This is a genomic window from Serratia sp. CY44782 (assembly GCF_052168715.1).
Classification (GTDB): Bacteria; Pseudomonadota; Gammaproteobacteria; order Enterobacterales; family Enterobacteriaceae; genus Serratia; species Serratia nevei.
In genome coordinates this window covers 278,402-299,648 of sequence record NZ_JBJNME010000003.1, presented here as the reverse complement: position 1 = coordinate 299,648, position 21,247 = coordinate 278,402, and the positions used below count along the sequence as shown (strand labels likewise).

Below are 21,247 nucleotides of genomic sequence, written 5' to 3'. Positions count from 1 at the left end.
GCGGGGCGCCCGCTGTGCCGCCGATAACTGCGGCTTGGATCACGGGCGGAAAGGGCTATAATGCCCGCGGTTGGCATTAGACGAACGAGTGACGGAATTATGAGACGCAGTAGAAATGAAGTGGGCCGCTGGCGCATGTTGCGGCAGAGCCAACGCCGCCGGCATCGCTGGCTGGAACGCCAGTCGTGCAGCAATCGCCATATTATCCGGGTGCGGCGGCGCCTGGACGATCAGCATCGGCGCGCGCTGCTGTTTGCGGTATCCTGCGAGTGGTAAAACGAAAACAGTCCCGTGAGGGACTGTTTTGTTATGGCGCCTGGGTTATTTGCCCAGATAGGCGTTGAGCATCCAGACCTGTTTTTCCTGCTCTTTGATGTAATCGCTCATCAGTGACGCGGTGCCTTCGTCACCGGCGTCTGCCGCTACCGTCAGCAGCTCACGCTGCTGTTGCAGCAAGATTGAATACCCTTCCAACAGGCCGCGCAGCGTGCCTTTATCATCGGTCACGTTGGTGTGTTCCTTGATGTCGGCGGTTTTCAGATAGTCGCTGAAAGCGTGACGCGGCTGCGAGCCCAGCGTCAGAATACGTTCCGCCAGCTCATCCACCTTGGTCAGCAGATCGTTATATGTCTCTTCGAATTTCGCGTGCAGTTCAAAGAACTGCGGGCCGGTAATATTCCAGTGATAGCCGCGCACGTTCATATACAGCACCTGATAGTTCGCCAACAGCGCGTTCAGCGCCTCGGCGAGTTTTGCCGATTGTTTACTGTCGAGGCCGATATGGGTTTTCGCTGCTTTCTTTGCCGTTGCCATAATAATCTTCTCCTGATTATTTGTTCCGATAGTAGACAGAATCAATTTCCATAGCTGTTACAGTAACCGGATTTATCGCAGGGTTAAACACGATAACAGGCATTATTGCCATCGCTAAAACCGATGACGATAAATCCGTCGAGCAAATTGCCGAATCAGTTTACGCAGGATCCGCAGGCGAAAAAAGCCGCTTTTATCGGTTACTTGCGCAGCGCCAGTTTCACCGCGCCGGCGCCCAGCGCCATTAGCAGCGCGGCGGCGATCAGCACCGTAATAAACGCGCGATCAAAGGCCAAGCGCGCCAGCTGCGTAAGCTGCTGCGCGCGATCGGCCGCCAGCCCGGCCGCCAGCCGCAGGGCTTCGTCGATGCTGTCGTAGGCCAAATCGCTGACCGGCAGCTCCGCCGGCAGCGCCAGGCTGTGGCTGTAAACCGCTGTCATTAACCCGCCGAGCAGCGTCACGCCCAGCACGCCACCGAGTTCGTAGGAGACGTCTTCGATGGACGCCGCCATGCCGGACTTCTCCTCCGGCGCGTTCAGCATGATGGCGGTAGAAGCGGCGGTGATCACGCCGCCGAGGCCAAAGCCCACCAGCGCCAGGCTGACCAATTGCGGCGCCATGCCGCTCTGGTACCACACGGCAAGACCGGCGATGCCGAGGGTGGTCAGGACAAAGCCGCCGAGGATGATGCTGCGTTCGCCGTAGCGCGGCAACAGCAGGCCGGCTACGGGCCCCGCCAGCGCCGAGGCCAGCGGGATCGGCAAAATAAACAGCGCCGCCTGCAGCGGGCTGAGGCCGAGCACCAGCTGTAGGCGTTGGCTGAGCACCAGCTCGACGCCGATCAGCGCCACCATCGACAGCAGGGCCACGCCGATGCCGCCTGCGAACAGCCGGTTGCGGAACAGAGAGAAATCGATCATCGGGTGGGCGCTGCGCTGCTGACGACGCACGAACAGCACCAGGAACAACACGCCAATCAGGGCTGCCACAAGCAAGGCGCTCACATCAGGCGTCGGTTTGCTCAGCTCCTTCAGCGCATAGATGGCGCCGACCAGACCCATCATGATCTGCACCGAACCGACGATGTCCGAAGGGCGCGGGTTATCGCCACCGCAGCGCGGGATCAGTTTCCACGCCAGCGGCCAGACCAGCAGTACGACCGGTACATTGATCAGGAACACCGACCCCCACCAGAAATACTCCAGCAGCAGGCCGCCGACCACCGGGCCGATGGCCGCGCCGCCGGAGGCCACCGAGGCCCAGATGCCGATCGCCAACGCGCGTTCGCGTTCGTCGGTAAAGACGTGGCGCACGATGGACAGCGTGGCGGGCATCATCATTGCCGCGCCCACGGCGAGGAACACGCGGGCGGCGATCAGCCACTCGGCGGTGGGCGAGAACGCGGCGCACAGTGACGCGACGGCAAACACCGGCAGCCCGGCGAGAAACAGCCGTTTATGGCCGATGCGATCGCTCAGCATGCCGGCGCCGGGCAGCAGGCCGGCCACCACCAGCGGGTAGGCGTTGACGATCCAGAGTTTTTGCGAGGCGCTGGCGTCCAGCGCCTGGGTTAAGCGCGGCAGGGCGGTATATAACACCGTCATATCGATGACGATCAGGAAAAGGGCGCTGGCGACCATCGTCAGGATCAACCAGCGGTTCTTGGCGTACATAATTCATATCCAGTTAACGTGGGCGGCGCGGAGGCGCCGCCATTGGGGTAACCCACCGGCGATACCGGGTGGTATACTGATGATAATATATATCCATACGTTCGTATTGAAAAGAAGGGTTTCTTAATGGGACGTCAACGCAGCATCGATCGCGACAAGGTTTTGGACACCGCCGAAGAGATCGTCGCCACCCAGGGCGCCGCCGGCTTGACCATCGACGCCGTCGCCAAAGCGATGGGGATCTCCAAGGGCGGGGTGCAGTATTGTTTCGGCAGCAAAGACGCCCTTATCGATGCCATGTTCGATCGCTGGGGGAGTGCCTACGAGACGCTGTTCACGGCGATCGCCGGCGACGAGCCTTCGCCGCAGACCGCCGTGCGGGCGCATATGCTGGCCACCCACAGTTCGGATCAGACCTCCAGCGCCAAGGCCGCCGGGTTGATGGCAACGTTGATTCAAACGCCGGAGCATCTGGCGAGCACGCGCGAATGGTATCGCAGCCGCATCGCCGGTTTGGATTTGACGACCGAAGAAGGCAAGCGCGCGCGCCTGGCGTTTCTCGCCACCGAAGGTGCCTTTATGCTGCGTTACTTTGGTTTGATGGATATCGACCAGGCGGAATGGGAAACGATGTTCGCCGATATGCAGGCGTTAATATTGACGGGCGGCGACAAATAAGCGCAGGGACAAGCGGCAGGGAGCAGCCTGCCGCGGGCTAAGCCTGATTATTTATAGGCTATCGCATTGATGGTTTCGAAGGTGGTTTTCCCCTCGCGGCCGATAATGACGTAATACTTACCGCCTTTTTCGTCTACCGCTTTCGACAGACGCGCATGGTCGATCCCCACGGTGTCGTCGCCGTCTTGTGAAATGGTCACCGGACCGATCTCGGTATGTTTCGCCGCCTCTTCCCGAGTGATTTCAATTGCCGCCAGGGAAGAGAATGAGGTGAACGCCAGCAGTGCCAAGAGATATTTAGTTGCCTTCATAATTATTCCTTTTGGAAGATAAAAACGACCCGTAACTGCATCTTGACTACGGCTCAAGTGTAGGTCAGCGGCGGCGGTTTACCATGCGACGGCAAAAAATAGTCTCAGACGGCGGCGCCTATCACACTGATAGCTAGTCAAGGGGGCGGCGAAAGGCGTATGTTTATCGAACAAGATATTCCCTCGAAGAACCTTTAAGCCAGCCACTCCGTGCTGGCTTTTTTTTTGCTTTTTCCCAATTGATTTGTTTTATCGCAGGATAATCTGATGCTGAATCATTCCGCGATCTAACAATATTGAGATTAAATAACGTATGACCCTAAGATTAATTGACATTATATTTTAGACGGGTAGGGTACGGGGCGGTTTTTCTCATTGCCACGGATCCAGGAATGATGGTGACACGGATAGCTTTGCTGTTAGTCGCGTTCTGCTTTGCTAGCAGCGCAAATGCTTTATTTACCCCTAATGAATACAATATTTGGCACTATCAGGAAGGGGTGCTGTACGGCGCGACTCAGAATGAGTTCAGTGAACCGGTACTGGTTAGCCTCGCCGGGCCAGGGACGCCTTGGGCGAATATGGTGATCTCTCTCACCCATCGTGAACCCTGCGAAGCATTTCAGTCGATAAAGACGTTGCTAATCAATAAAGATCTCCTGGCGGTGACGCTGAGTTGCGTTCAGGTGGGAGAACACAGCGTGGTGAGTTATACGCTGCATGAGAGTGAAGTGGTCAACCGCTTGTATACGCATTTGAAATCGGGTTTTACGCTGGTGATCGATGGCCGCATCAAGCTGTGGGCCGCCAATATCGCACATCCCGCGCGTTGAGCGAGCTTGCCGCACGATTGAACCGGGAACGACGCGCGCTCCCGGTAGCGGGGCTCAGAACACCTGCTTGAACGGCTTCACCGTCACGTCGGCATAGACGCCGGCGGCGATATAGGGATCCTGCTGCGCCCAGGCCTGGGCTTCCGCCAGCGACTCGAATTCGGCGATCACCGTCGAACCGGTAAAGCCGGCGGCGCCGGGATCGTTGCTGTCGATGGCCGGGTTAGGGCCGGCGACCACCAGGTGGCCGGCGTCGCGCAGCGCCTGCAGGCGTGCCAGGTGTGCCGGGCGCACCGCCAGACGGTTTTCCAGCGAGTTAGGGACGTCTTGCGCGTAGATCAGATAAAGCATGTTTCACCTTTAAAATCATGGCTATAAAACGGTGCTACCAAGGTAGCGCAAAAGGCGCGGCAGGGGAACGGTGCGCGGCGAATTTCCCGGCGGATTGGCGCTTATACCTTGAAGCCGCTACTTTTTATTCGTATAGTGCGGCGCGCTTAAACTGATATGCCATTGAGGTGAGGATATGACGGAACTGGTAAGGGAAAAACTCGATTTGCCTGCGGGCAAAAGTAAACTGCTGCTGCACTCTTGCTGCGCGCCCTGTTCCGGCGAGGTGATGGAAGCGATCCAGGCTTCCGGGATCGAGTACGCCATTTTCTTCTATAACCCCAACATTCACCCGCAAAAAGAGTATCTGCTGCGCAAGGAAGAGAACATCCGTTTCGCCGAGCAGCACGGGGTGCCGATCATCGATGCCGATTACGACACCGACAACTGGTTCGCCCGCGCCAAGGGGATGGAGAATGAGCCGGAGCGCGGCATTCGTTGCACCATGTGTTTTGACATGCGTTTCGAGCGCACGGCGCTGTATGCGCATGAGCACGGTTACGACACCATCTCCAGCTCGCTGGGCATTTCGCGCTGGAAGAACATGCAGCAGATCACCGACTGCGGCATTCGGGCGGCGGAAAAATATCCCGACCTGGTGTACTGGGATTACAACTGGCGCAAGAAGGGCGGTTCGTCGCGCATGATAGAGATCAGCAAACGTGAACGCTTCTATCAGCAGGAATACTGCGGCTGCGTCTATTCGCTGCGCGACACCAACCTGCACCGCAAGGCGCAAGGGCGGCCGCTGATTAAGCTGGGCGTGCTTTACTATGGCGATGAAGAATAACGCTTAATCACCGCAATCAACCCGCTACGGCGGGTTTTTTATTTTTGACGCCCGGCCAAACGTTAATGAAGCGTGTTGTTCCGGCGATAAAAAAGCAACGGTCAGGTTAATATCCTTATGAGTTTGCTGGTTTTAGCCGCGCATACTGACGATTAAAGCGATAGTTTGCCTTTCGTTATTGAATATGATTGCTATTTGCATTTAAACTTGGCGAACCAGAGGAAACAGAATCATTATGCCGCTAAAAAAGATGTTCCTTAATCGCCGTATATCCGTGCCTTTCGTCTTGTCCGTAGGCCTGCACAGCGCCCTGGTGGCGGTATTGCTTTACGCTTCGGTAAAAGAAGTGGTGGAGCTGCCGAAGCCAGAGGACGCGCCGATCAGCGTCATGATGGTCAATACCGCCGCGATGGCCGAACCGCCACCGCCGGCGCCGGCCGAGCCGGAGCCGCCGCAGGTCGAACCTGAGCCGGAGCCAGAACCGGAACCCATCGTGGAGCCGCCGCCGAAGGCGATCGTGAAACCCGAGCCGGTCAAGCCGAAACCGAAACCTAAGCCGAAGCCGAAGGTCGAAAAACAGGTGAAACCGGAGCCGAAGAGGGTTGAGCCGCGCGAGCCGTCGCCGTTCAACAACGATTCACCGGCCAAACCGATCGATAAAGCGCCGGTGAAGCAGGCGCCTGCCGCGCCGGTGCAGGGCAACTCGCGCGAGGTCGGGCCAAGACCGATCAGCCGCGCTAATCCGCTCTATCCGCCGCGGGCCCAGGCTTTGCAGATCGAAGGCAACGTGCGGGTACAGTTCGATATCGACAGCGACGGGCGCGTCAGCAACGTGCGCATCTTGTCGGCCGAGCCGCGCAATATGTTCGAGCGTGAAGTGAAGCAGGCGATGCGCAAATGGCGCTATGAGGCCAAAGAAGCGAAAGATCGCACCGTCACTATCCGCTTCAAGCTGAACGGCACGACCGAATTGAACTGAATTCGGTCACCACCAAAAAGAAAGGGTCGCCTCGGCGACCCTTTTTGCATTTGCGGTACAGCCGCCGGCTTATTCTTCGAAGCCGACGCGGAAATTCATTTTGCCCTCAGGCAGCGCGCGCGAGTTGCCTTCCGCATCGACCGCCACATAGGTGAACACCGCTTCGGTCGCCCGGTAGCGCTGGCCGATCGGCGCGGAAGAGACTTTCTTGACCCACACTTCGATATTGATGGTGATCGAGCTGCGCCCGGTGCGGATGCAGTGCGCATAGCAGCAAACCACGTCGCCTACCGCCACCGGTTTCAGAAAGGTCATGCCGTCCACGCGCACGGTCACCACGCGCCCTTCGGCGATCTCTTTTGCCTGGATGGCGCCGCCGATATCCATTTGCGACATCAGCCAGCCGCCGAAGATATCGCCGTTGGCATTGGTATCGGCCGGCATGGCCAGCGTGCGCAGCACCAGCTCGCCGCTGGGTAAAGGTCGTTGTTGTGTCATAGCAGTCTGCTTTTAAAAGGAGGGAATAACATCATACTGCCCGCGGCAAGCGCCGCAGGCATTAACAATTTTGTAACTATTTTTTCTGTTCTTCCGGCATGTGCCGGTAAATATAGATACCGCTGAGGAGGGTGAAGACCAGCGTCAGCACTGTCAGGCCAAAGACTTTGAAATTGACCCAGACGCTTTGTGGCAGCCAGAAGGCGACATAGATGTTCGCCAGGCCGCAGGCCAGGAAGAAGACCGCCCAGGCCAGGTTGAGGTTGCTCCACACTTTGTCCGGCAGCGTCAGCTCTTTGCCCAGCATGCGCTGAACCAGCGGTTTTTTGAGCACCCATTGGCTGATCAGCAGCGCCAGCGCGAACAGTGCGTAAATCACCGTGACCTTCCATTTGATGAACAAATCGTTGTGGAACACCAGCGTCAGGGTGCCGAACACCAGCACCATCAGGAAGGTGATCAGCGTCATCTTCTCGACCTTGCGGTATTTCACCCAGGTGAACACCAGCGCCAGCGCGGTGGCGACAATTAACGCGCCGGAAGCGACGTAAATGTCGTACAGCTTGTAAAAAGCGAAAAAGACAATTAACGGGAGGAAATCAAGAAACTGCTTCATAAATCAATCCATCATCTGTTCATCGGCCGACTATACCGGATTCGGCGAGCTCTGTGTACCGCCGGGCGTTGCCGATTATCGGCGTTTGGTCGGCGGATTTCTGCCGCGAAAGCAGGAATTTGCATAAACTTACGCAAGAAAGCGCGGGCGCATTGCCAGCGCGGGCCGCAGGTCGCATAGTAAGTATCATAATAACCAGATAATTTACCGCGGAAAACAGCATGCAGTGGAAATCTCTCCAGGCCCTGACGCCGGGTTTGACGCATTTATTGGGCTATCAGCGCAGCTGGCTCAAGCCTGATATTCGCGCCGGCCTTTCCGTAGCCGCCGTCGCCTTGCCGGTGGCCATCGCCTATGCCGAGCTGGCCGGGGTCAGCCCGGTGGTGGGGCTCTATTCCTGTATCTTGCCGATGGTGGCCTATGCGCTGTTCGGCTCCTCACGCCAGCTGATCGTCGGGCCCGATGCCGCCACCTGTGCGGTGATCGCCGCGGTGGTGACGCCGCTGGCGGCGGGCAATATGGAGCGCCATTGGCAACTGACCATCATGATGACCGCGATGATGGGCGGTTGGTGCCTGCTGGCCAGCCGGTTCAAACTGGGGGCGCTGGCGGATCTGCTGTCGCGGCCGATCCTCAGCGGGCTGCTGAACGGCGTGGCGATCACCATCATCGTCGATCAGATCGGCAAGGTGTTGGGATTCACGGTGCGCCCGGCGCAGCTGATCGAGCGCATCTACGCGCTGCCCGGCAACCTGCTGCACAGCGACTGGTTGACGATGGCGGTGTCGTTGTTGACGCTGGTGACGCTGCTCGGATTTAAAAAATGGCGGCCTAACTGGCCGGCGCCGCTGTTTGCCATCGTGCTGGCGGCGTTCGTGACCTGGGGCGGCGGCCTGCAGCAGCATGGCGTGGTGACGGTGGGCGGTTTCAGCGGCGTGTTGCCGATCGTCCAGTGGCCGGACTTCCAGCCCGGTTTGCTGCGCGACATGGTGATCCCGGCGCTTAACCTTGCGGTGGTGAGCTTTGTCAGCATGATGCTCACCGCCCGCAGCTTCGCCGCCAAGAACGGGTATGAGGTGAACGCCGACGCCGAGTTTCGTGCGCTGGGGCTGGTGAATATCGTCTCCGCGCTGTCGCAAGGTTTCGCCATCAGCGGTGCGGACTCGCGCACCGCGGTGAATGACGCCAACGGCGGCAAGAGCCAGCTGGTGTCGGTCATCGCCGCCGCGGTTATCGCCTTCGTCTTGCTGTTCCTGATGGCGCCGCTGCAGTTTATTCCGGTGGCGGGATTGGGCGTGGTGCTGATGTATGCGGCCTGGTCGCTGCTGGACATTCGCGGCATCTGGGTTTTGCGCCGCCGCAACGCACAGGCTTTCCGTCTGGCGCTGTTTACCTTCCTCAGCGTGCTGCTGGTGGGGGTGATCAGCGGTATCGGGTTGGCGGTTTTGCTGGGGCTGATGCAGTTTCTGCGCACCGTCTTCCGGCCGACGGAGCAGCTGCTGGGCGTCAACGACGAAGGCATGATCCATTCCATGGGTAACAACAATGGGGTGAAGGCGGTGCCTGGCGTCATGATGTATCGCTTCAATTCGCCGCTGACCTATTTCAACGTGGCGTACTTCAAACGCCGTATTCTCAATTTGGTCGACGGCACGCCGTTCCAGCCGCGCTGGGTGGTGGTGGATGCGGTAGCCAGTTTTACCCATGCCGATATCAGCGTGCTGGTGGCTATCGACGAACTGAAACGCGATCTGTTACAGCGTAACGTTAAGCTGGTGTTGGCGGGGCGCCGCACCGAGCTGACGCGCTGGTTCCGTATCAACCGCTTAGGGCGCGACAAAGAGCTGATTTTGGTGCCGGACCTGTATCTGGCGCTGAAGCTGATTCAGAGTAAGGAGCAGGCGGAAGCCGCCACGGTGGGGTAAACAAAAAAGGGGCGCGCCGAAGCGTGCCCCTTGCTTTGGGTTGCTTGGCGTTAGCCGCGCAACAGCATGTACAAACGGAACAGGTAGATCAGCAGCAGGGCAGACACCAGGTTGCTCAACGCGGTCAGCACCACGCTGGCGACGTTCGGCGTCAGCACCGACAGATGGCTCACCAAAAACAGCACCAGCAGCTTGGCCGCCAGCCACAGCATCATCGCCGGCACGATCACGCGCGCATTGGCGAAGGCCAATTTGCTGCTCAGTTTGAGCGAAGCGAACACGCCTTTCTTGTCGACGGAGGCGATCACCGGCGCCAGCGCGAAGGCGATCGCCATGAGCACGCCCGGCACCACAAACAGCGTCAGGCCGAGCTGGATCAGCAGGGTGCAGATAAACAGCAGCAGCAGCAGACGCGGCAGATCGGGCGCCGAGGTGCCGAGCGCGCGCAGGGCGCTGGTGCGTTCCCCTTGCGATACCAGACGGATCAGCGTCAGCATCCCGCCGACCAGCAGCACGTTGCCGACCAGCGCGGAGAAGGTGGCGGCCGCCGACACTTTCAGCAGCACCATCTGCTGTTCCGGCGTCATCTGCTGGATCACTTCCTGAATGCCCATACCGGTAGATGAAGCGAAATCGCTGGTGGAGGCAGCGAGCGTCGCCAACTGTTCGGCATCGGGGCTGAAGGCCTGATTCAGCAGCACGGAGATAAACGCCGTCAACAGCGCCAGCATCAGGATGCTGGCTAGTTGGTTGCGTAAAAAGTTAAAACTGTCACGGTACAAAGCGTTGGCCGTGATAGGCATGCAGACTCCTTGGCGTCGGGAAAACAGAGATAAATCAGTGGGTGATTGTACCCTGTTCCACGCCGCTGTGGCACCCCGCGAATTGCACTACGCCTATTTCTTCAACGATCGTCGTTTCAGGCAGCGAGAGCGGCAGGGGCACCGGCAGGGGCGGCAGCCCGTAGCGTTCCCGGGCGCGATCGCAGGCTTCGTTGCGCAGGCCGTTTTCACCGGACTGATCGAACTCTCTGCACGGGCTGGGCCGATTGAGGTAGATCGAACAGGACACAGCTTTGCCGATCTCGCCGTCCAGCGCGTTGCAGCGGGGGGACTTGCTGTTGGTCCCCTGCATGCAGCGCAGGAACGGGGTCAAAGGCTCCGTTAAGGAAAGGGGAACGGTGCCGCCGCCGTCTTCGGCTTCGGCCCAATAGAATGACACTCGAAAATAACCGCAGCATGCGCCGCAGCTGACACAGGGATTAAGGATTTCGCTCATCTTGATTGCCCACCGACTCCTTACGGCACCAACCAAAACCAACACGGAAAATGAAATTACCTCAGCCGTATTTTTCTCCGCAACCGAAATTTGAACATGTAGATAATTTGCAACAAAATCGATTTTTTGATGCAGATCAATCCTTGATTTATTAAGCGGTTAGGTAACCTTGTTTTTAGTGGGATTTTAAATTTTTACACATAAGATGTGATCTCGATGGGATCACAAATACCCGAAAGTAGGTATATTCCCCCTCGAGCGATTAACCACACAAATGGAATGGATAATGAAAAAGACAACTCTGGTGGTATTGGCGACGATGATGGCGCCTATGTTGGCAAGTGCGCATCAGGCCGGTGATTTCCTGTTCCGCGCGGGCACCGCGACGGTGCGTCCAAATGCGGGTTCGGACAACGTATTGGGGTTGGGGTCGCTGGATGCGAAAAATAACACCCAACTCGGTCTGACCTTCGGTTACATGGTGACGGACAACATCGGCGTTGAGTTGTTGGCCGCAACGCCATTCCGCCACAAGGTTACGCTGGGCGGCACCGATCTGGCGACCGTTCACCAATTGCCGCCTACGCTGATGGCGCAATACTACTTCGGCGACAAGCAAGACAAACTGCGTCCTTACCTGGGCGTCGGCGTTAACTACACCACTTTCTTCGACGAGAAGTTCAACGACTACGGCAAAAGCGCCGGGTTGAGCAACCTCGACCTGAAAGACTCCTGGGGCGTGGCGGCGCAGGCCGGCCTGGATTACAACCTGGATGAGCACTGGATGCTGAACATGTCGGTGTGGTGGATGAACATCGAAACCAAAACTCGCTTCAACGATGCGAATGGCGGGCACCACAGCTTCGATACGCGTCTGGATCCGTGGGTGTTCATGTTCGGGGCGGGTTATCGCTTCTGATGATGGCCACAAACAGGGAGGCGTTGCGCCTCCCTGTGTCGGTATTATTTAACCTGCATCACGTTTTCAACCGATTTCACGCCGGCCACGCCACGAGTGACCTGCACCGCACGGTTGGCGTCATCGCTGGACGTCACGAAGCCGCTCAGCTGTACGCGCCCTTTAAAGGTTTCCACGCTGATCTCGCGCGACTTGATGTTTTTATCCGCCAACAACGCCGATTTCACTTTGGTGGTGACTACGGTGTCATCGATATAACCGCCTGTTCCCTCTGATTTTGCCGTCGGCGCGCAAGCACTCACCGCGACCGCCACAACGGCTGCCATGCACAAGGCTGAAAGGGTTTTAAACAGCTTCATAAATTACTCTCCATGCAATGTTATGGTTGAAATTCGCTACGGTTTTTCGCCGCAGCGAGCGCATTCCCCAAATCAAACGAAGAAATGCATAGCGAACAAAGTTCATTGTGAGACAAGACCTGGGTTTGTTCAAATTTTTGCTGTAAATAAATGGAACAAACTTTGAGGGGAAACAAGCTGTTAAAGCGAGCGCCGGTAGGGCGCTCGCTAAAGAGGATCACGCCCGGGTGGCGCGCTTCATATTGCTGACGAAGGCCGCCAGCTTAGTCAGCATCTCCGCCGGGTTGGCATGGTGCTGTTCGATGATTTTGACGATGGCCGAGCCGGAGATCGCGCCGGCGGCCCCGGCCTGCAGCGCGGCCTTCACCTGTTCGGGGTCGGAGATGCCGAAGCCTTGCAGCGGCGGCGCGGCGTGATACTCGCGCAGTTTGTTCACCAGGTGATGCAGAGGCAGCTGCGCCCGGCTTTCGGTGCCGGTCACCCCGGCGCGCGACAGCAGGTAGGTGTAGCCGCGGCCGTGCGAGGCGATTTCACGCAGCAGATCGTCATCGGCGTTCGGCGGGCAAATGAAGATCGGTGCGATACCGTGGCGAGCGGCGGCGGCGCGGAACGGCGCAGACTCTTCAAACGGCACGTCGGCGACCAGCACCGAATCCACGCCCACTTCGGCGCAGCGTTGGTAAAACGCATCGATGCCTTTATGGAACACCAGGTTGGCGTACATCAACAGGCCGATGGGAATGGTCGGGTGCTTCTGGCGGATGGCCGCCAACATCTCGAAGCACTGGGTCGGCGTGACGCCGGCGGCGAAGGCGCGCAGCGTCGCGCTTTGGATGGTTGGGCCATCCGCCAGCGGATCGGAGAAGGGGATGCCCAGCTCCAGCGCGTCCGCGCCGGCTTCGATCAGGGTGTCGATAATCTGCAGCGACAGCGCCGGGTTAGGATCGCCCAGCGTCACGAACGGGACGAAGGCGCCTTCCTTGCTGCTTTCCAGACGCGTGAACAGTTGCTGATAACGTTCCATCAGATTTCTCCCCGTGCTTTCAAAATGTCGTGAACGGTAAATATGTCTTTGTCGCCGCGGCCGGACAGGTTGACCACCAGGATCTGCTCTTTCTGCGGCGTTTCACGGATCATTTTCAGCGCGTGCGCCAGGGCGTGTGAGGATTCCAGCGCCGGGATGATGCCTTCATGGCGCGACAGCGCCTTGAACGCTTCCAGCGCTTCGTCGTCGGTGATCGACACGTATTCGGCGCGGCCGGTGCTGTTCAGGTAGGCATGCTGTGGCCCGACGGACGGGAAGTCCAGCCCGGCGGAAATCGAATAGGATTCTTCAATCTGGCCTTCGGCGGTCTGCATCATCGGCGCCTTCATGCCGAAGTAGATGCCGACGTGGCCGTGCTTGAGCGGTGCGCCGTGCTGGCCTGTTTCGATGCCCAGCCCGGCGGGCTCCACGCCGATCAGCCCAACGTCGGCGTCATCGATAAAGTCGGCAAACATGCCGATGGCGTTGGAGCCACCGCCGACGCAGGCGATGACCGCATCCGGCAGGCGGCCTTCGCGCTCCAGCACCTGCGCTTTGGTTTCTTCGCCGATCATGCGCTGGAATTCACGCACGATGGTGGGGTATGGGTGCGGGCCGGCGGCGGTGCCGAGCATATAGTGCGCGGTTTCATAGCTGCCGGACCAGTCGCGCAACGCTTCGTTGCAGGCGTCTTTCAGGGTGGCGGAGCCGCTGTGCACCGGGATCACTTCCGCACCCATCAGCCGCATGCGGAATACGTTCGGCGACTGGCGCTCAACGTCTTTGGCACCCATATAGATGCGGCATTTCAGGCCGAGCAGCGCGCAGGCCAGCGCAGAAGCCACGCCGTGTTGGCCGGCGCCGGTTTCCGCAATGATCTCGGTTTTGCCCATGCGCTTGGCCAGCAGGGCTTGGCCCAGCACCTGGTTGGTCTTGTGAGCGCCACCGTGCAGCAGGTCTTCACGCTTCAGATAAAGCTTGGTGTTGCTGCCGGCGGTGAGGTTTTTGCACAGCGTCAGCGCCGTCGGGCGGCCCGCGTAGTTCTTCAACAGATCGATAAATTCTGCCTGGAATTCTGGATCGCGCTGCGCGCTGACAAAGGCTTCTTCCAGTTGTTTCAGGGCCGGCATCAGAATTTGCGGCACATACTGGCCACCAAATTCGCCGAAGTAGGGGTTAAGCAGCGTCATGAGAGTTCCCGTTATTATCCGTTATTAATATAGAGCCGTATTCAGTAGGCGCGCAGGGTCTGGAAGACCGAGGCCAGGCGCGCGGGATCTTTGATGCCCGGTTCGCTTTCCACGCCGGAGTTGAAGTCCAGCCCGGCGCAGCCGAGCTTGGCCGCTTCGACGCAGTTGTCGGCGCGCAGGCCGCCCGCCAGCATCACGTTAGTCAGATCTTCGCCTTGCAATACCGACCAGTCGAAGCGTTGGCCGGTGCCGCCGGCGCCGTTGTCGAGCAGATAACGGTCAACATGCTGCAGATCGCGCGCCGGCACCCGATCTTTCACGCTCAACGCCTTCCAGATGCGGCAATCGGCCGGCAAGCGGGCGCGCAGGGCGCTGATATAGGCCTGGTCTTCCGCGCCGTGCAATTGCACTGCATGCAGCCCGAGGCGCTCAACGGTCAACGCCACGGTATCGACCTGGGCGTCGCAGAACACGCCGACGTACTTCAGCGGCGCGCCGGAGATCACTTCGCGGGCGCGGGTGATGTCCACATAGCGCGGTGAACGCCCAACGAAAATCAACCCGCCGTAGATGGCGCCGGCCTGATAGGCGGCGGCGGCGTCCTGCGGACGGGTCAGGCCGCACACTTTGTTGTCGCCCAGGATCACGCGGCGCACGGCGGCGCGCAGATCGGGTTCCGACATCAGTGCGCTGCCGATCAGGAAACCGTTGGCGTAATGGCTCAGCTCGCGGATCTGCCCGTAGTTGTTGATGCCCGACTCGCTGATCACCGTCACGCCATGCGGCACGCGCGGCGCCAGCTGACGGGTGCGGTTCAGGTCGATGCTCAGATCGCGCAGATCGCGGTTGTTGATGCCTACCACGCGCGCTTCCAGCGCGATCGCGCGCTGCAGCTCTTCTTCACTGATCACTTCGGTCAGCACGCCCATGTTCAGGCTGTGAGCCAGCGCCGCCAGCTGGCGGTACTGTTCGTCGGTCAACACCGACAGCATCAGCAGGATGGCGTCGGCCTGATAGTAGCGCGCCAGGTAAATCTGATACGGGTCGATGATAAAGTCTTTGCACAACACCGGCTGGCTGACGGTTTTACTGACCAGCGGCAGGAAATCGAAGCTGCCCTGGAAGTATTTTTCGTCGGTCAGCACCGAGATCGCCGAGGCGAAATCTTTATAGACCGTGGCGATCTCCACCGGATCAAAGTTCTCGCGAATCAGTCCCTTGGAAGGCGAGGCTTTCTTGCATTCGAGAATGAAAGCCGTCCGGGTGCCCTGCAGCGCGTGATAGAAGCTGCGTTCGCTCGGTACGATGTCATTCTGAAAGCCGGCCAGGGGCTGTTGCTGTTGTCGCGCCGCGATCCATTGCGCTTTGTCGCGGACAATCTTGTGTAGCACGGTTTCCTGCATCATTTATCCTCTTGCCGCCAGTGCGATGACACGCTCATAGGCCTGCCCGCTGTTGATCATATCCAGTGCCTGCCGCGCATTTTGGCGCAGGTCTTCATGTCCGAATAACTTCAGAAGCAACGCGACGTTGGCCGCGACCGCCGCGGCGTGCGCCGGCTCGCCTTTACCTTGTAACAGCCGCGCCAAAATGTCACGGTTTTCTTCCGGCGTGCCGCCCAGCAAGGCTTCCAGCGGATAGGTTTCCAATCCAAAGGACTGCGGCGTGAGCTGGTAGCTGCTGATTTCGCCGTTGTTCAATTCCGCTACGTGCGTCGTGGCGTGGATCGCTACCTCGTCCATGCCGCCGCCGTGAACCACCGCCGCACGCTGATAACCCAGCACGCGCAGGGTTTCGGCAATTGGCAGCACCAATTCCGGGCTGTAAACGCCGATCAGCGCCAGCGGCGGACGCGCCGGGTTGATCAGCGGGCCCAGCACGTTGAACAGCGTGCGGGTTTTCAGCTGCTGGCGCACCGGCATGGCGTGACGAAAACCGGTGTGGTACTGCGGCGCGAACAGGAAGCATACGCCGAGATCGTCCAGCGCCTTGCGCGCTTCTTCCGCCGGCAGATCCAGACGGATGCCGAACGCCGCCAGCAGATCCGAGGAGCCGGAGCGGCTGGAGACGCTGCGGTTGCCGTGCTTGGCGATCTTCGCGCCGCACGCCGCCGCCACGAAGGCGCTGGCGGTGGAAATATTGATGCTGTTGGTGCCGTCGCCGCCGGTGCCGACAATATCGGCGAACGGGTAGTCAGGGCGCGGGAACGGTTGAGCGTCGTCCAGCAGCGCTTTGGCGGCGCCGGCGATCTCTTCCGGGCGCTCGCCGCGGACTTTCATGCTGATCAACGCCGCCGCCAGTTGGCTCGGCTCCAGTTCGCCGCGCACGATGGCGCTGAACAGCTGTTGGCTTTCCTGCTGGCTCATCGACTCGGCGCGGTACAGTTTCTCAAGAATAGGTTGCATCGTCGTGTTCCTTATATTACTTCGCCAGCGCCCAGGCCAGGGTCTGCTCAAGCAGGCGCGCGCCGTGGGTGGTCAGAATCGATTCCGGGTGGAACTGGAAGCCGCACACGCGGCGACGATCGTCGCGCACCGCCATCACCATCTCGCCGAAACGGGCGTTGACGGTCAGATCGGCCGGGATATTGCTGCCGACCAGCGAGTGGTAGCGCGCCACCGGCAGGGGGTTGGCCATGCCGGCGAACATGCCTGCGCCATCGTGAACGATCGCGGAGGCTTTGCCGTGCAGGATCTCGCCCGCCTGGCCGACCTGGCCGCCGTAGGCTTCGACGATCGCCTGGTGACCGAGGCAGATGCCGATGATCGGCAGCCGGCCGCGCAGGCGCTGCAGCAGTTCCGGCATGCAGCCCGCTTCGGACGGCGTGCCGGGGCCGGGCGACAGCATCAGCACCGGCTGGGTCATGTGCTCCAGGCGTTCGATGATCACCTCGGCGGCGATCTGGTTACGGTAAATCACCACCTGGTGGCCGCTGGCGCGCAGCTGATCGACCAGGTTGTAGGTAAAGGAGTCGACGTTGTCGAGCAGCAGGATATCGGCCATCAGAACACCTCCTTGGCATGGTGCGCAGTGGCGATGGCGCGCAGCACGGCACGGGCTTTATTACGGGTTTCGTCGGCTTCCGCCTGCGGGATGGAATCCAGCACCACGCCGGCGCCGGCTTGTACGGTGGCGATGCCGTCTTCAACGTAGGCGGAACGAATGACGATGCAGGTATCCAGATCGCCGGTGGCGGTGAAGTAGCCTACCGCGCCGCCGTAGCTGCCGCGGCGCGTGCCTTCGGAGGCGGCGATCAGCTGCATCGCGCGCACTTTCGGCGCGCCGCTCAGGGTGCCCATGTTCATGCAGGCCTGATAGGCGTGCAGCACGTCGAGATCGGCGCGCAGGGTGCCCACCACCCGGGAAACCAGGTGCATGACGAATGAATAGCGATCCACCTTGGTCAGGTCGGCCACGTAGCGGCTGCCGGCCTGGCAGATGCGCGCCAGATCGTTGCGCGCCAGATCGACCAGCATCAGGTGCTCGGCCAGCTCTTTGTGGTCGGTGCGCATTTCCAGCTCGATGCGGCTGTCGAGATCCAGATCCAGCGAACCGTCGGTACGGCGGCCGCGCGGGCGAGTGCCGGCGATCGGGTAGATTTCGATTTGGCGATTGCCCGCGTCGTATTTCAACGCGCTCTCCGGCGAAGCACCGAACAGGGTGAAGTCATCATCCTGCATGAAGAACATGTACGGGCTGGGGTTGTTGTCTTTCAAGGTCTGGTAGGCCGCCAGCGGCGCCGGGCAAGGCAGGGAGAAGCGGCGCGACGGCACCACCTGGAAAATCTCGCCCTGACGGATAGCCTCCTGCAGCCCGCTGACCACCGCGCCGTACTCTTCGTCGCTCTGGTTGCAGTTCAGCTGCATGTTCTCGAGCTTTTGGTGCGGGATCGGCTGCGGGGTTTGTTGCAACTCGGCCTGCAGCTGTTCCAGACGCTGCTGCAAACGCTGCGCTTCACTCGCTTGTTCACTGAAGACGCTGGCCTGCAGACGGGCCGTACCGCGTTGGTGATCCAGCACCAGCAGGGTTTCCGCCAGATAGAAGCAGAAGTCCGGGCAGCGCTGATCCTGGCGCAGCGCCGGCAGGTCTTCGAAGCCGGCGACCAAATCGTAGGCGAACAGGCCACCCAGCATCACGGCTTCGCGCTCGTCCGCCGGGGAGTCCACCAGGGTCAGCAGCGTGCGCAGCGCGTCGAACACCGACAGTGAGCGCAAGCGGGCGTCTTCGTCCTGCACCGCGTCGATTGTCGGGAAGGTCAGTTCGCGGCCGTTGGGGCGCGCCTGATTGCGCACTTCGGGCGGCAGCGCTTCGTCCAGCAGCGGCAGCAGCGCCGCGCCGTTGGCGGTCAGCGCCTGCACGCTGACGGTATGGCCCAGTGCGGTAATGCGCAGCGCGCTGTCGATCACCAGCAGGCTCTGCAGATTCTGTTTGCTGTTGATTTCCGCCGATTCCAGCAGCAGGGTGGCCGGACGGGCGCCGCACAGCTGGTGGAAAATGGTGGTGGGATCGCCCCGGTAGCTGGCTTGCGCCTTCAGCAATGTCAGTTGTGGTTTGGTGTTCATCATCGGTGGTTCCAGTGAATTCTGTCCATAAAAAAGCCCGCATCAGGTGCGGGCTCAGGAAATCTGCATTGTCAGATGACAGCTATGCGCGATTACACCGCCCGCAAGAGGGAGGTACGCCACCAACCGTGAAGAGAAATGTAGTTGTTCATTTGCAGACTCTCTTTGTTAACTCTCATCCGACACGGCCGTTGCCGTGAACTTGTGTACTAGTTAACTGGTTCGCAGCGGCAAAGTCAACCCTCTTTTTGCACAATGTTTTAGCGGTCGGCGTGAATTCTGTTCATCATCCGCCTGGCGCCTGCGGCCAGGGCAGAATAGATTTCCGTCCGGCTGCCGATCGCGGGTATGATAGAAAACCAAGCCACTGCCGGATATCCGTTTTGACAGACAGTAACCCCCAATCCACCGCTTTTACTCTGTATGACCTCCACAGCCACACGACCGCCTCCGACGGCTACCTGACGCCGACGCAGCTGGTGCAGCGGGCGGTCGAGATGCGCGTGGGCGTGCTGGCGATCACCGATCACGACACCACCGCCGGGTTGGTCGAGGCCGCCGCCGCCATTGCGGAGCAGGCGTTGCCGCTGCGGTTGGTCAACGGGGTGGAAATCTCGACGCTGTGGGAAAATCATGAGATCCATATCGTTGGATTGGGTATGGACGTCGCGCACCCGGCGCTGGTGACGCTATTGGCGGAACAAACTGAACGCCGCAATCGCCGTGCGCAGGAGATCGGTGTGCGGTTGGCTAAAGCGCGCATTCCCGACGCCTATGCCGGCGCCCAGCGGTTGGCGGGGGCCGGTGCGGTGACCCGCGGCCATTTCGCCCGTTACCTGGTGGAGATTGGCGTGGCGGACAATATGGCGCAGGTGTTCAAGAAATACCTGGCCAAGGGCAAAACCGGCTACGTGCCGCCGCAGTGGTGTACAATAGAACAAGCCATTGATGCGATTCATCAATCGGGCGGTCAGGCGGTGATGGCTCATCCCGGCCGTTACGATCTGACCGCGAAGTGGTTGAAACGTTTGCTGGCGTATTTCGCCGAACACGGCGGCGACGCCATGGAAGTGGCGCAGTGTCAGCAGGCGCCGCATGAGCGCTCGCAATTGGCGAAATACGCCCAGGACTACCGTCTGTTGGCCTCGCAAGGCTCTGATTTTCATCAGCCTTGTTCGTGGATCGAACTGGGTCGCAAACTGTGGCTGCCGGGCGGCGTTGAGCCGGTGTGGCGCGATTGGCCGCAGCCGGGCGAGGCGGTCTGATTTTACGCGCGTGGCAACGCGCGTGGGCATCATTTTAGGAGCAAGTCATGAGTCAGCTTTTTTATATTCACCCGGACAACCCGCAGCCGCGTTTGATTAACCAGGCGGTTGACGTGCTGCGCAAGGGCGGGGTGATCGTTTATCCCACCGATTCCGGCTATGCGCTGGGTTGCATGCTGGAAGAGAAGGCGGCGATGGAGCGCATTTGCCGCATCCGTCAGCTGGACGGCAACCACAACTTTACCCTGATGTGCCGCGATCTGTCCGAGCTGTCGACCTATGCGCACGTCGATAATACGGCGTTCCGCCTGATCAAAAACAATACGCCGGGCAACTACACCTTTATTCTGAAAGCGACCAAAGAAGTGCCGCGCCGCCTGATGAATGAAAAGCGCAAAACCATCGGCCTGCGCGTGCCGTCGAACCCGATCGCGCTGGCGCTGCTGGAAGCGCTGAACGAACCGATGATGTCCACCACCCTGATGCTGCCGGGTAATGACTTTGCTGAGTCCGATCCGGAAGAGATCAGCGATCACCTGGGCAAGGTGGTCGACCTGGTGATCCACGGCGGTTTCCTCGGCCAACAGCCAACTACGGTTATCGATCTGACCGAATCCTCGCCGGAAGTGGTGCGTGAAGGGGCGGGTGACGCGGCGCCTTTCCGTTGATATCAATTGTTGCCACCTTGCCCATTGTCTGAAAATCGGCTGAAGCGCCGCTATTTCGCGTGAAAACCGCTATTCTTGAATACTTCAGAATTGATAATGGGCAGGATGCGCAGCAATGATTAAACAGGTTTCTTTTTTAGCGGCCTTATTATTTTCTTCAATGGCAAATGCAGGTTTTTATTCAGGCAGCGCCTTGCTGTCGGAATCCGGTGGTTACGTAAAAAATAAAAGCGGTGAAGCCACCGTCGCCGAGGCGCTGAATGGCGGCATGTTCATGGGATATGTGGCCGGCGTATTCGATACCTATTCCATGCAGGGCAATCGCAATATCTGCCCGGAAGCCGGGATGAGCATCGGCATAGCCGCCGACGCGGTGATGCAGTATTTGAACGAGCATCCTGAGCAACTGCATTATTCGGCACCGTCGGTGATCATGTTGGCGTTAAGCGCCGCCTATCCCTGCGTACGTCATTAAA

23 protein-coding genes, 1 pseudogene and 1 other annotated feature are annotated in these 21,247 nt (G+C 59.5%); of the genes and pseudogenes, 10 read left to right on the top strand and 14 right to left on the bottom strand.

The genetic code is table 11. From position 1 onward, the window contains the following. Window positions 1–99 precede the first annotated feature (99 nt). The gene (locus tag ACJ8HT_RS07365; RefSeq protein ID WP_025159792.1) at window positions 100–276 is read left to right on the top strand and encodes a YciY family protein; all 177 of its coding nucleotides are present in this window, start codon (window positions 100–102) and stop codon (window positions 274–276) included. Window positions 277–321: 45 nt separating this feature from the next. Here ACJ8HT_RS07365 and ACJ8HT_RS07360 read toward each other — a convergent pair whose 3' ends face one another. Both ACJ8HT_RS07360 and smfY read right to left on the bottom strand, forming a co-directional pair. Then, window positions 322–813, bottom strand: a complete 492-nt coding sequence (locus tag ACJ8HT_RS07360) for a Dps family protein (protein WP_004932132.1) — start codon at window positions 811–813, stop codon at window positions 322–324. Between the two features lie 200 nt (window positions 814–1,013). Continuing rightward, on the bottom strand, window positions 1,014–2,486 hold the full coding sequence (smfY, locus tag ACJ8HT_RS07355) for a multidrug efflux MFS transporter SmfY (protein WP_038877262.1): 1,473 nt from the start codon (window positions 2,484–2,486) through the stop codon (window positions 1,014–1,016). Window positions 2,487–2,612: 126 nt separating this feature from the next. Here smfY and ACJ8HT_RS07350 point away from each other — a divergent pair, with 126 nt between their 5' ends. After that, entirely contained in the window at window positions 2,613–3,164 is a 552-nt protein-coding gene (locus tag ACJ8HT_RS07350) for a TetR/AcrR family transcriptional regulator (RefSeq protein WP_038877264.1), read from the top strand. 47 nt (window positions 3,165–3,211) lie between these two features. On the opposite strand, the gene ACJ8HT_RS07345 is transcribed toward ACJ8HT_RS07350, so the two are convergent. Then, window positions 3,212–3,475: a hypothetical protein gene (locus ACJ8HT_RS07345; RefSeq protein WP_019452732.1), complete on the bottom strand. Its 264-nt coding sequence runs from the start codon at window positions 3,473–3,475 to the stop codon at window positions 3,212–3,214. Window positions 3,476–3,867: 392 nt separating this feature from the next. On the opposite strand from ACJ8HT_RS07345, the gene ACJ8HT_RS07340 reads away from it, so the two are divergent. Beyond that, complete coding sequence (locus ACJ8HT_RS07340; RefSeq protein WP_197652939.1) at window positions 3,868–4,308, top strand: hypothetical protein; 441 nt, start codon at window positions 3,868–3,870, stop codon at window positions 4,306–4,308. A 54-nt stretch (window positions 4,309–4,362) separates the two neighbouring features. Here ACJ8HT_RS07340 and ACJ8HT_RS07335 read toward each other — a convergent pair whose 3' ends face one another. Then, window positions 4,363–4,659 carry a YciI family protein gene (locus ACJ8HT_RS07335; protein WP_197652938.1) on the bottom strand — a complete coding sequence of 99 codons (297 nt, stop codon included), beginning with the start codon at window positions 4,657–4,659 and terminating at the stop codon, window positions 4,363–4,365. A gap of 175 nt (window positions 4,660–4,834) precedes the next feature. Between ACJ8HT_RS07335 and ACJ8HT_RS07330 the strand changes: the two genes are divergently transcribed. Then, entirely contained in the window at window positions 4,835–5,488 is a 654-nt protein-coding gene (locus ACJ8HT_RS07330) for an epoxyqueuosine reductase QueH (protein ID WP_025303057.1), read from the top strand. 235 nt (window positions 5,489–5,723) lie between these two features. After that, window positions 5,724–6,467 carry a TonB system transport protein TonB gene (gene tonB, locus ACJ8HT_RS07325; RefSeq protein ID WP_197652937.1) on the top strand — a complete coding sequence of 248 codons (744 nt, stop codon included), beginning with the start codon at window positions 5,724–5,726 and terminating at the stop codon, window positions 6,465–6,467. A gap of 69 nt (window positions 6,468–6,536) precedes the next feature. On the opposite strand, the gene yciA is transcribed toward tonB, so the two are convergent. Both yciA and ACJ8HT_RS07315 read right to left on the bottom strand, forming a co-directional pair. Then, window positions 6,537–6,965, bottom strand: a complete 429-nt coding sequence (yciA, locus tag ACJ8HT_RS07320; RefSeq protein ID WP_004932085.1) for an acyl-CoA thioester hydrolase YciA — start codon at window positions 6,963–6,965, stop codon at window positions 6,537–6,539. A gap of 76 nt (window positions 6,966–7,041) precedes the next feature. Beyond that, window positions 7,042–7,581 carry a septation protein A gene (locus tag ACJ8HT_RS07315; protein WP_004932082.1) on the bottom strand — a complete coding sequence of 180 codons (540 nt, stop codon included), beginning with the start codon at window positions 7,579–7,581 and terminating at the stop codon, window positions 7,042–7,044. Between the two features lie 221 nt (window positions 7,582–7,802). On the opposite strand from ACJ8HT_RS07315, the gene ACJ8HT_RS07310 reads away from it, so the two are divergent. Beyond that, a complete protein-coding gene (locus ACJ8HT_RS07310; protein ID WP_197652936.1) occupies window positions 7,803–9,506 on the top strand; it encodes a SulP family inorganic anion transporter in 1,704 nt (567 codons plus the stop codon). A 50-nt stretch (window positions 9,507–9,556) separates the two neighbouring features. On the opposite strand, the gene ACJ8HT_RS07305 is transcribed toward ACJ8HT_RS07310, so the two are convergent. Both ACJ8HT_RS07305 and ACJ8HT_RS07300 read right to left on the bottom strand, forming a co-directional pair. Further along, window positions 9,557–10,309 carry a YciC family protein gene (locus ACJ8HT_RS07305; protein ID WP_194573123.1) on the bottom strand — a complete coding sequence of 251 codons (753 nt, stop codon included), beginning with the start codon at window positions 10,307–10,309 and terminating at the stop codon, window positions 9,557–9,559. 34 nt (window positions 10,310–10,343) lie between these two features. Further along, on the bottom strand, window positions 10,344–10,784 hold the full coding sequence (locus ACJ8HT_RS07300; RefSeq protein WP_033634766.1) for a YkgJ family cysteine cluster protein: 441 nt from the start codon (window positions 10,782–10,784) through the stop codon (window positions 10,344–10,346). A 286-nt stretch (window positions 10,785–11,070) separates the two neighbouring features. Here ACJ8HT_RS07300 and ompW point away from each other — a divergent pair, with 286 nt between their 5' ends. Further along, entirely contained in the window at window positions 11,071–11,703 is a 633-nt protein-coding gene (gene ompW / locus ACJ8HT_RS07295; protein WP_019452715.1) for an outer membrane protein OmpW, read from the top strand. 44 nt (window positions 11,704–11,747) lie between these two features. Here ompW and ACJ8HT_RS07290 read toward each other — a convergent pair whose 3' ends face one another. The 6 genes and pseudogenes from ACJ8HT_RS07290 to ACJ8HT_RS07265 form a co-directional block, all read right to left on the bottom strand. Further along, on the bottom strand, window positions 11,748–12,062 hold the full coding sequence (locus ACJ8HT_RS07290) for a BON domain-containing protein (protein WP_016927515.1): 315 nt from the start codon (window positions 12,060–12,062) through the stop codon (window positions 11,748–11,750). Window positions 12,063–12,279: 217 nt separating this feature from the next. Then, window positions 12,280–13,086, bottom strand: coding sequence for a tryptophan synthase subunit alpha (gene trpA, locus ACJ8HT_RS07285; RefSeq protein WP_197652935.1), 807 nt, complete (start codon window positions 13,084–13,086; stop codon window positions 12,280–12,282). After that, window positions 13,086–14,276 (bottom strand): tryptophan synthase subunit beta, encoded by a 1,191-nt coding sequence (trpB, locus tag ACJ8HT_RS07280; protein ID WP_194573125.1) that lies wholly within the window; start codon window positions 14,274–14,276, stop codon window positions 13,086–13,088. The genes trpA and trpB overlap by 1 nt, the downstream gene beginning before the upstream one ends. A 41-nt stretch (window positions 14,277–14,317) precedes the next feature. Beyond that, window positions 14,318–15,679, bottom strand: a complete 1,362-nt coding sequence (gene trpCF, locus ACJ8HT_RS07275) for a bifunctional indole-3-glycerol-phosphate synthase TrpC/phosphoribosylanthranilate isomerase TrpF (protein WP_197652978.1) — start codon at window positions 15,677–15,679, stop codon at window positions 14,318–14,320. A 3-nt stretch (window positions 15,680–15,682) separates the two neighbouring features. Beyond that, window positions 15,683–17,279: pseudogene (gene trpD / locus ACJ8HT_RS07270) on the bottom strand (bifunctional anthranilate synthase glutamate amidotransferase component TrpG/anthranilate phosphoribosyltransferase TrpD). Next, complete coding sequence (locus ACJ8HT_RS07265; RefSeq protein WP_197652934.1) at window positions 17,279–18,841, bottom strand: anthranilate synthase component 1; 1,563 nt, start codon at window positions 18,839–18,841, stop codon at window positions 17,279–17,281. The pseudogene trpD and the gene ACJ8HT_RS07265 overlap by 1 nt, the downstream one beginning before the upstream one ends. A gap of 24 nt (window positions 18,842–18,865) precedes the next feature. After that, window positions 18,866–18,969, bottom strand: a sequence feature (Trp leader region). Window positions 18,970–19,221: 252 nt separating this feature from the next. Here ACJ8HT_RS07265 and rnm point away from each other — a divergent pair. From rnm to ACJ8HT_RS07250, 3 genes are all read left to right on the top strand, one after another. Further along, window positions 19,222–20,103 (top strand): RNase RNM, encoded by an 882-nt coding sequence (gene rnm / locus ACJ8HT_RS07260; protein ID WP_197652933.1) that lies wholly within the window; start codon window positions 19,222–19,224, stop codon window positions 20,101–20,103. 47 nt (window positions 20,104–20,150) lie between these two features. After that, entirely contained in the window at window positions 20,151–20,771 is a 621-nt protein-coding gene (locus ACJ8HT_RS07255; protein WP_148875346.1) for an L-threonylcarbamoyladenylate synthase, read from the top strand. Between the two features lie 115 nt (window positions 20,772–20,886). Further along, window positions 20,887–21,246 (top strand): Rap1a/Tai family immunity protein, encoded by a 360-nt coding sequence (locus ACJ8HT_RS07250; protein ID WP_049271313.1) that lies wholly within the window; start codon window positions 20,887–20,889, stop codon window positions 21,244–21,246. Window position 21,247: the final 1 nt, after the last annotated feature.

Bases quoted from the DNA above. Each gene is read 5' to 3' on its own strand.
- ACJ8HT_RS07365 (WP_025159792.1), top strand. From the start codon at position 100: ATGAGACGCAGTAGAAATGAAGTGGGCCGCTGGCGCATGTTGCGGCAG.
- ACJ8HT_RS07360 (WP_004932132.1), bottom strand. From the start codon at position 813: ATGGCAACGGCAAAGAAAGCAGCGAAAACCCATATCGGCCTCGACAGT.
- smfY (WP_038877262.1), bottom strand. From the start codon at position 2,486: ATGTACGCCAAGAACCGCTGGTTGATCCTGACGATGGTCGCCAGCGCC.
- ACJ8HT_RS07350 (WP_038877264.1), top strand. From the start codon at position 2,613: ATGGGACGTCAACGCAGCATCGATCGCGACAAGGTTTTGGACACCGCC.
- ACJ8HT_RS07345 (WP_019452732.1), bottom strand. From the start codon at position 3,475: ATGAAGGCAACTAAATATCTCTTGGCACTGCTGGCGTTCACCTCATTC.
- ACJ8HT_RS07340 (WP_197652939.1), top strand. From the start codon at position 3,868: ATGATGGTGACACGGATAGCTTTGCTGTTAGTCGCGTTCTGCTTTGCT.
- ACJ8HT_RS07335 (WP_197652938.1), bottom strand. From the start codon at position 4,659: ATGCTTTATCTGATCTACGCGCAAGACGTCCCTAACTCGCTGGAAAAC.
- ACJ8HT_RS07330 (WP_025303057.1), top strand. From the start codon at position 4,835: ATGACGGAACTGGTAAGGGAAAAACTCGATTTGCCTGCGGGCAAAAGT.
- tonB (WP_197652937.1), top strand. From the start codon at position 5,724: ATGCCGCTAAAAAAGATGTTCCTTAATCGCCGTATATCCGTGCCTTTC.
- yciA (WP_004932085.1), bottom strand. From the start codon at position 6,965: ATGACACAACAACGACCTTTACCCAGCGGCGAGCTGGTGCTGCGCACG.
- ACJ8HT_RS07315 (WP_004932082.1), bottom strand. From the start codon at position 7,581: ATGAAGCAGTTTCTTGATTTCCTCCCGTTAATTGTCTTTTTCGCTTTT.
- ACJ8HT_RS07310 (WP_197652936.1), top strand. From the start codon at position 7,803: ATGCAGTGGAAATCTCTCCAGGCCCTGACGCCGGGTTTGACGCATTTA.
- ACJ8HT_RS07305 (WP_194573123.1), bottom strand. From the start codon at position 10,309: ATGCCTATCACGGCCAACGCTTTGTACCGTGACAGTTTTAACTTTTTA.
- ACJ8HT_RS07300 (WP_033634766.1), bottom strand. From the start codon at position 10,784: ATGAGCGAAATCCTTAATCCCTGTGTCAGCTGCGGCGCATGCTGCGGT.
- ompW (WP_019452715.1), top strand. From the start codon at position 11,071: ATGAAAAAGACAACTCTGGTGGTATTGGCGACGATGATGGCGCCTATG.
- ACJ8HT_RS07290 (WP_016927515.1), bottom strand. From the start codon at position 12,062: ATGAAGCTGTTTAAAACCCTTTCAGCCTTGTGCATGGCAGCCGTTGTG.
- trpA (WP_197652935.1), bottom strand. From the start codon at position 13,086: ATGGAACGTTATCAGCAACTGTTCACGCGTCTGGAAAGCAGCAAGGAA.
- trpB (WP_194573125.1), bottom strand. From the start codon at position 14,276: ATGACGCTGCTTAACCCCTACTTCGGCGAATTTGGTGGCCAGTATGTG.
- trpCF (WP_197652978.1), bottom strand. From the start codon at position 15,679: ATGCAGGAAACCGTGCTACACAAGATTGTCCGCGACAAAGCGCAATGG.
- ACJ8HT_RS07265 (WP_197652934.1), bottom strand. From the start codon at position 18,841: ATGATGAACACCAAACCACAACTGACATTGCTGAAGGCGCAAGCCAGC.
- ACJ8HT_RS07255 (WP_148875346.1), top strand. From the start codon at position 20,151: ATGAGTCAGCTTTTTTATATTCACCCGGACAACCCGCAGCCGCGTTTG.
- ACJ8HT_RS07250 (WP_049271313.1), top strand. From the start codon at position 20,887: ATGATTAAACAGGTTTCTTTTTTAGCGGCCTTATTATTTTCTTCAATG.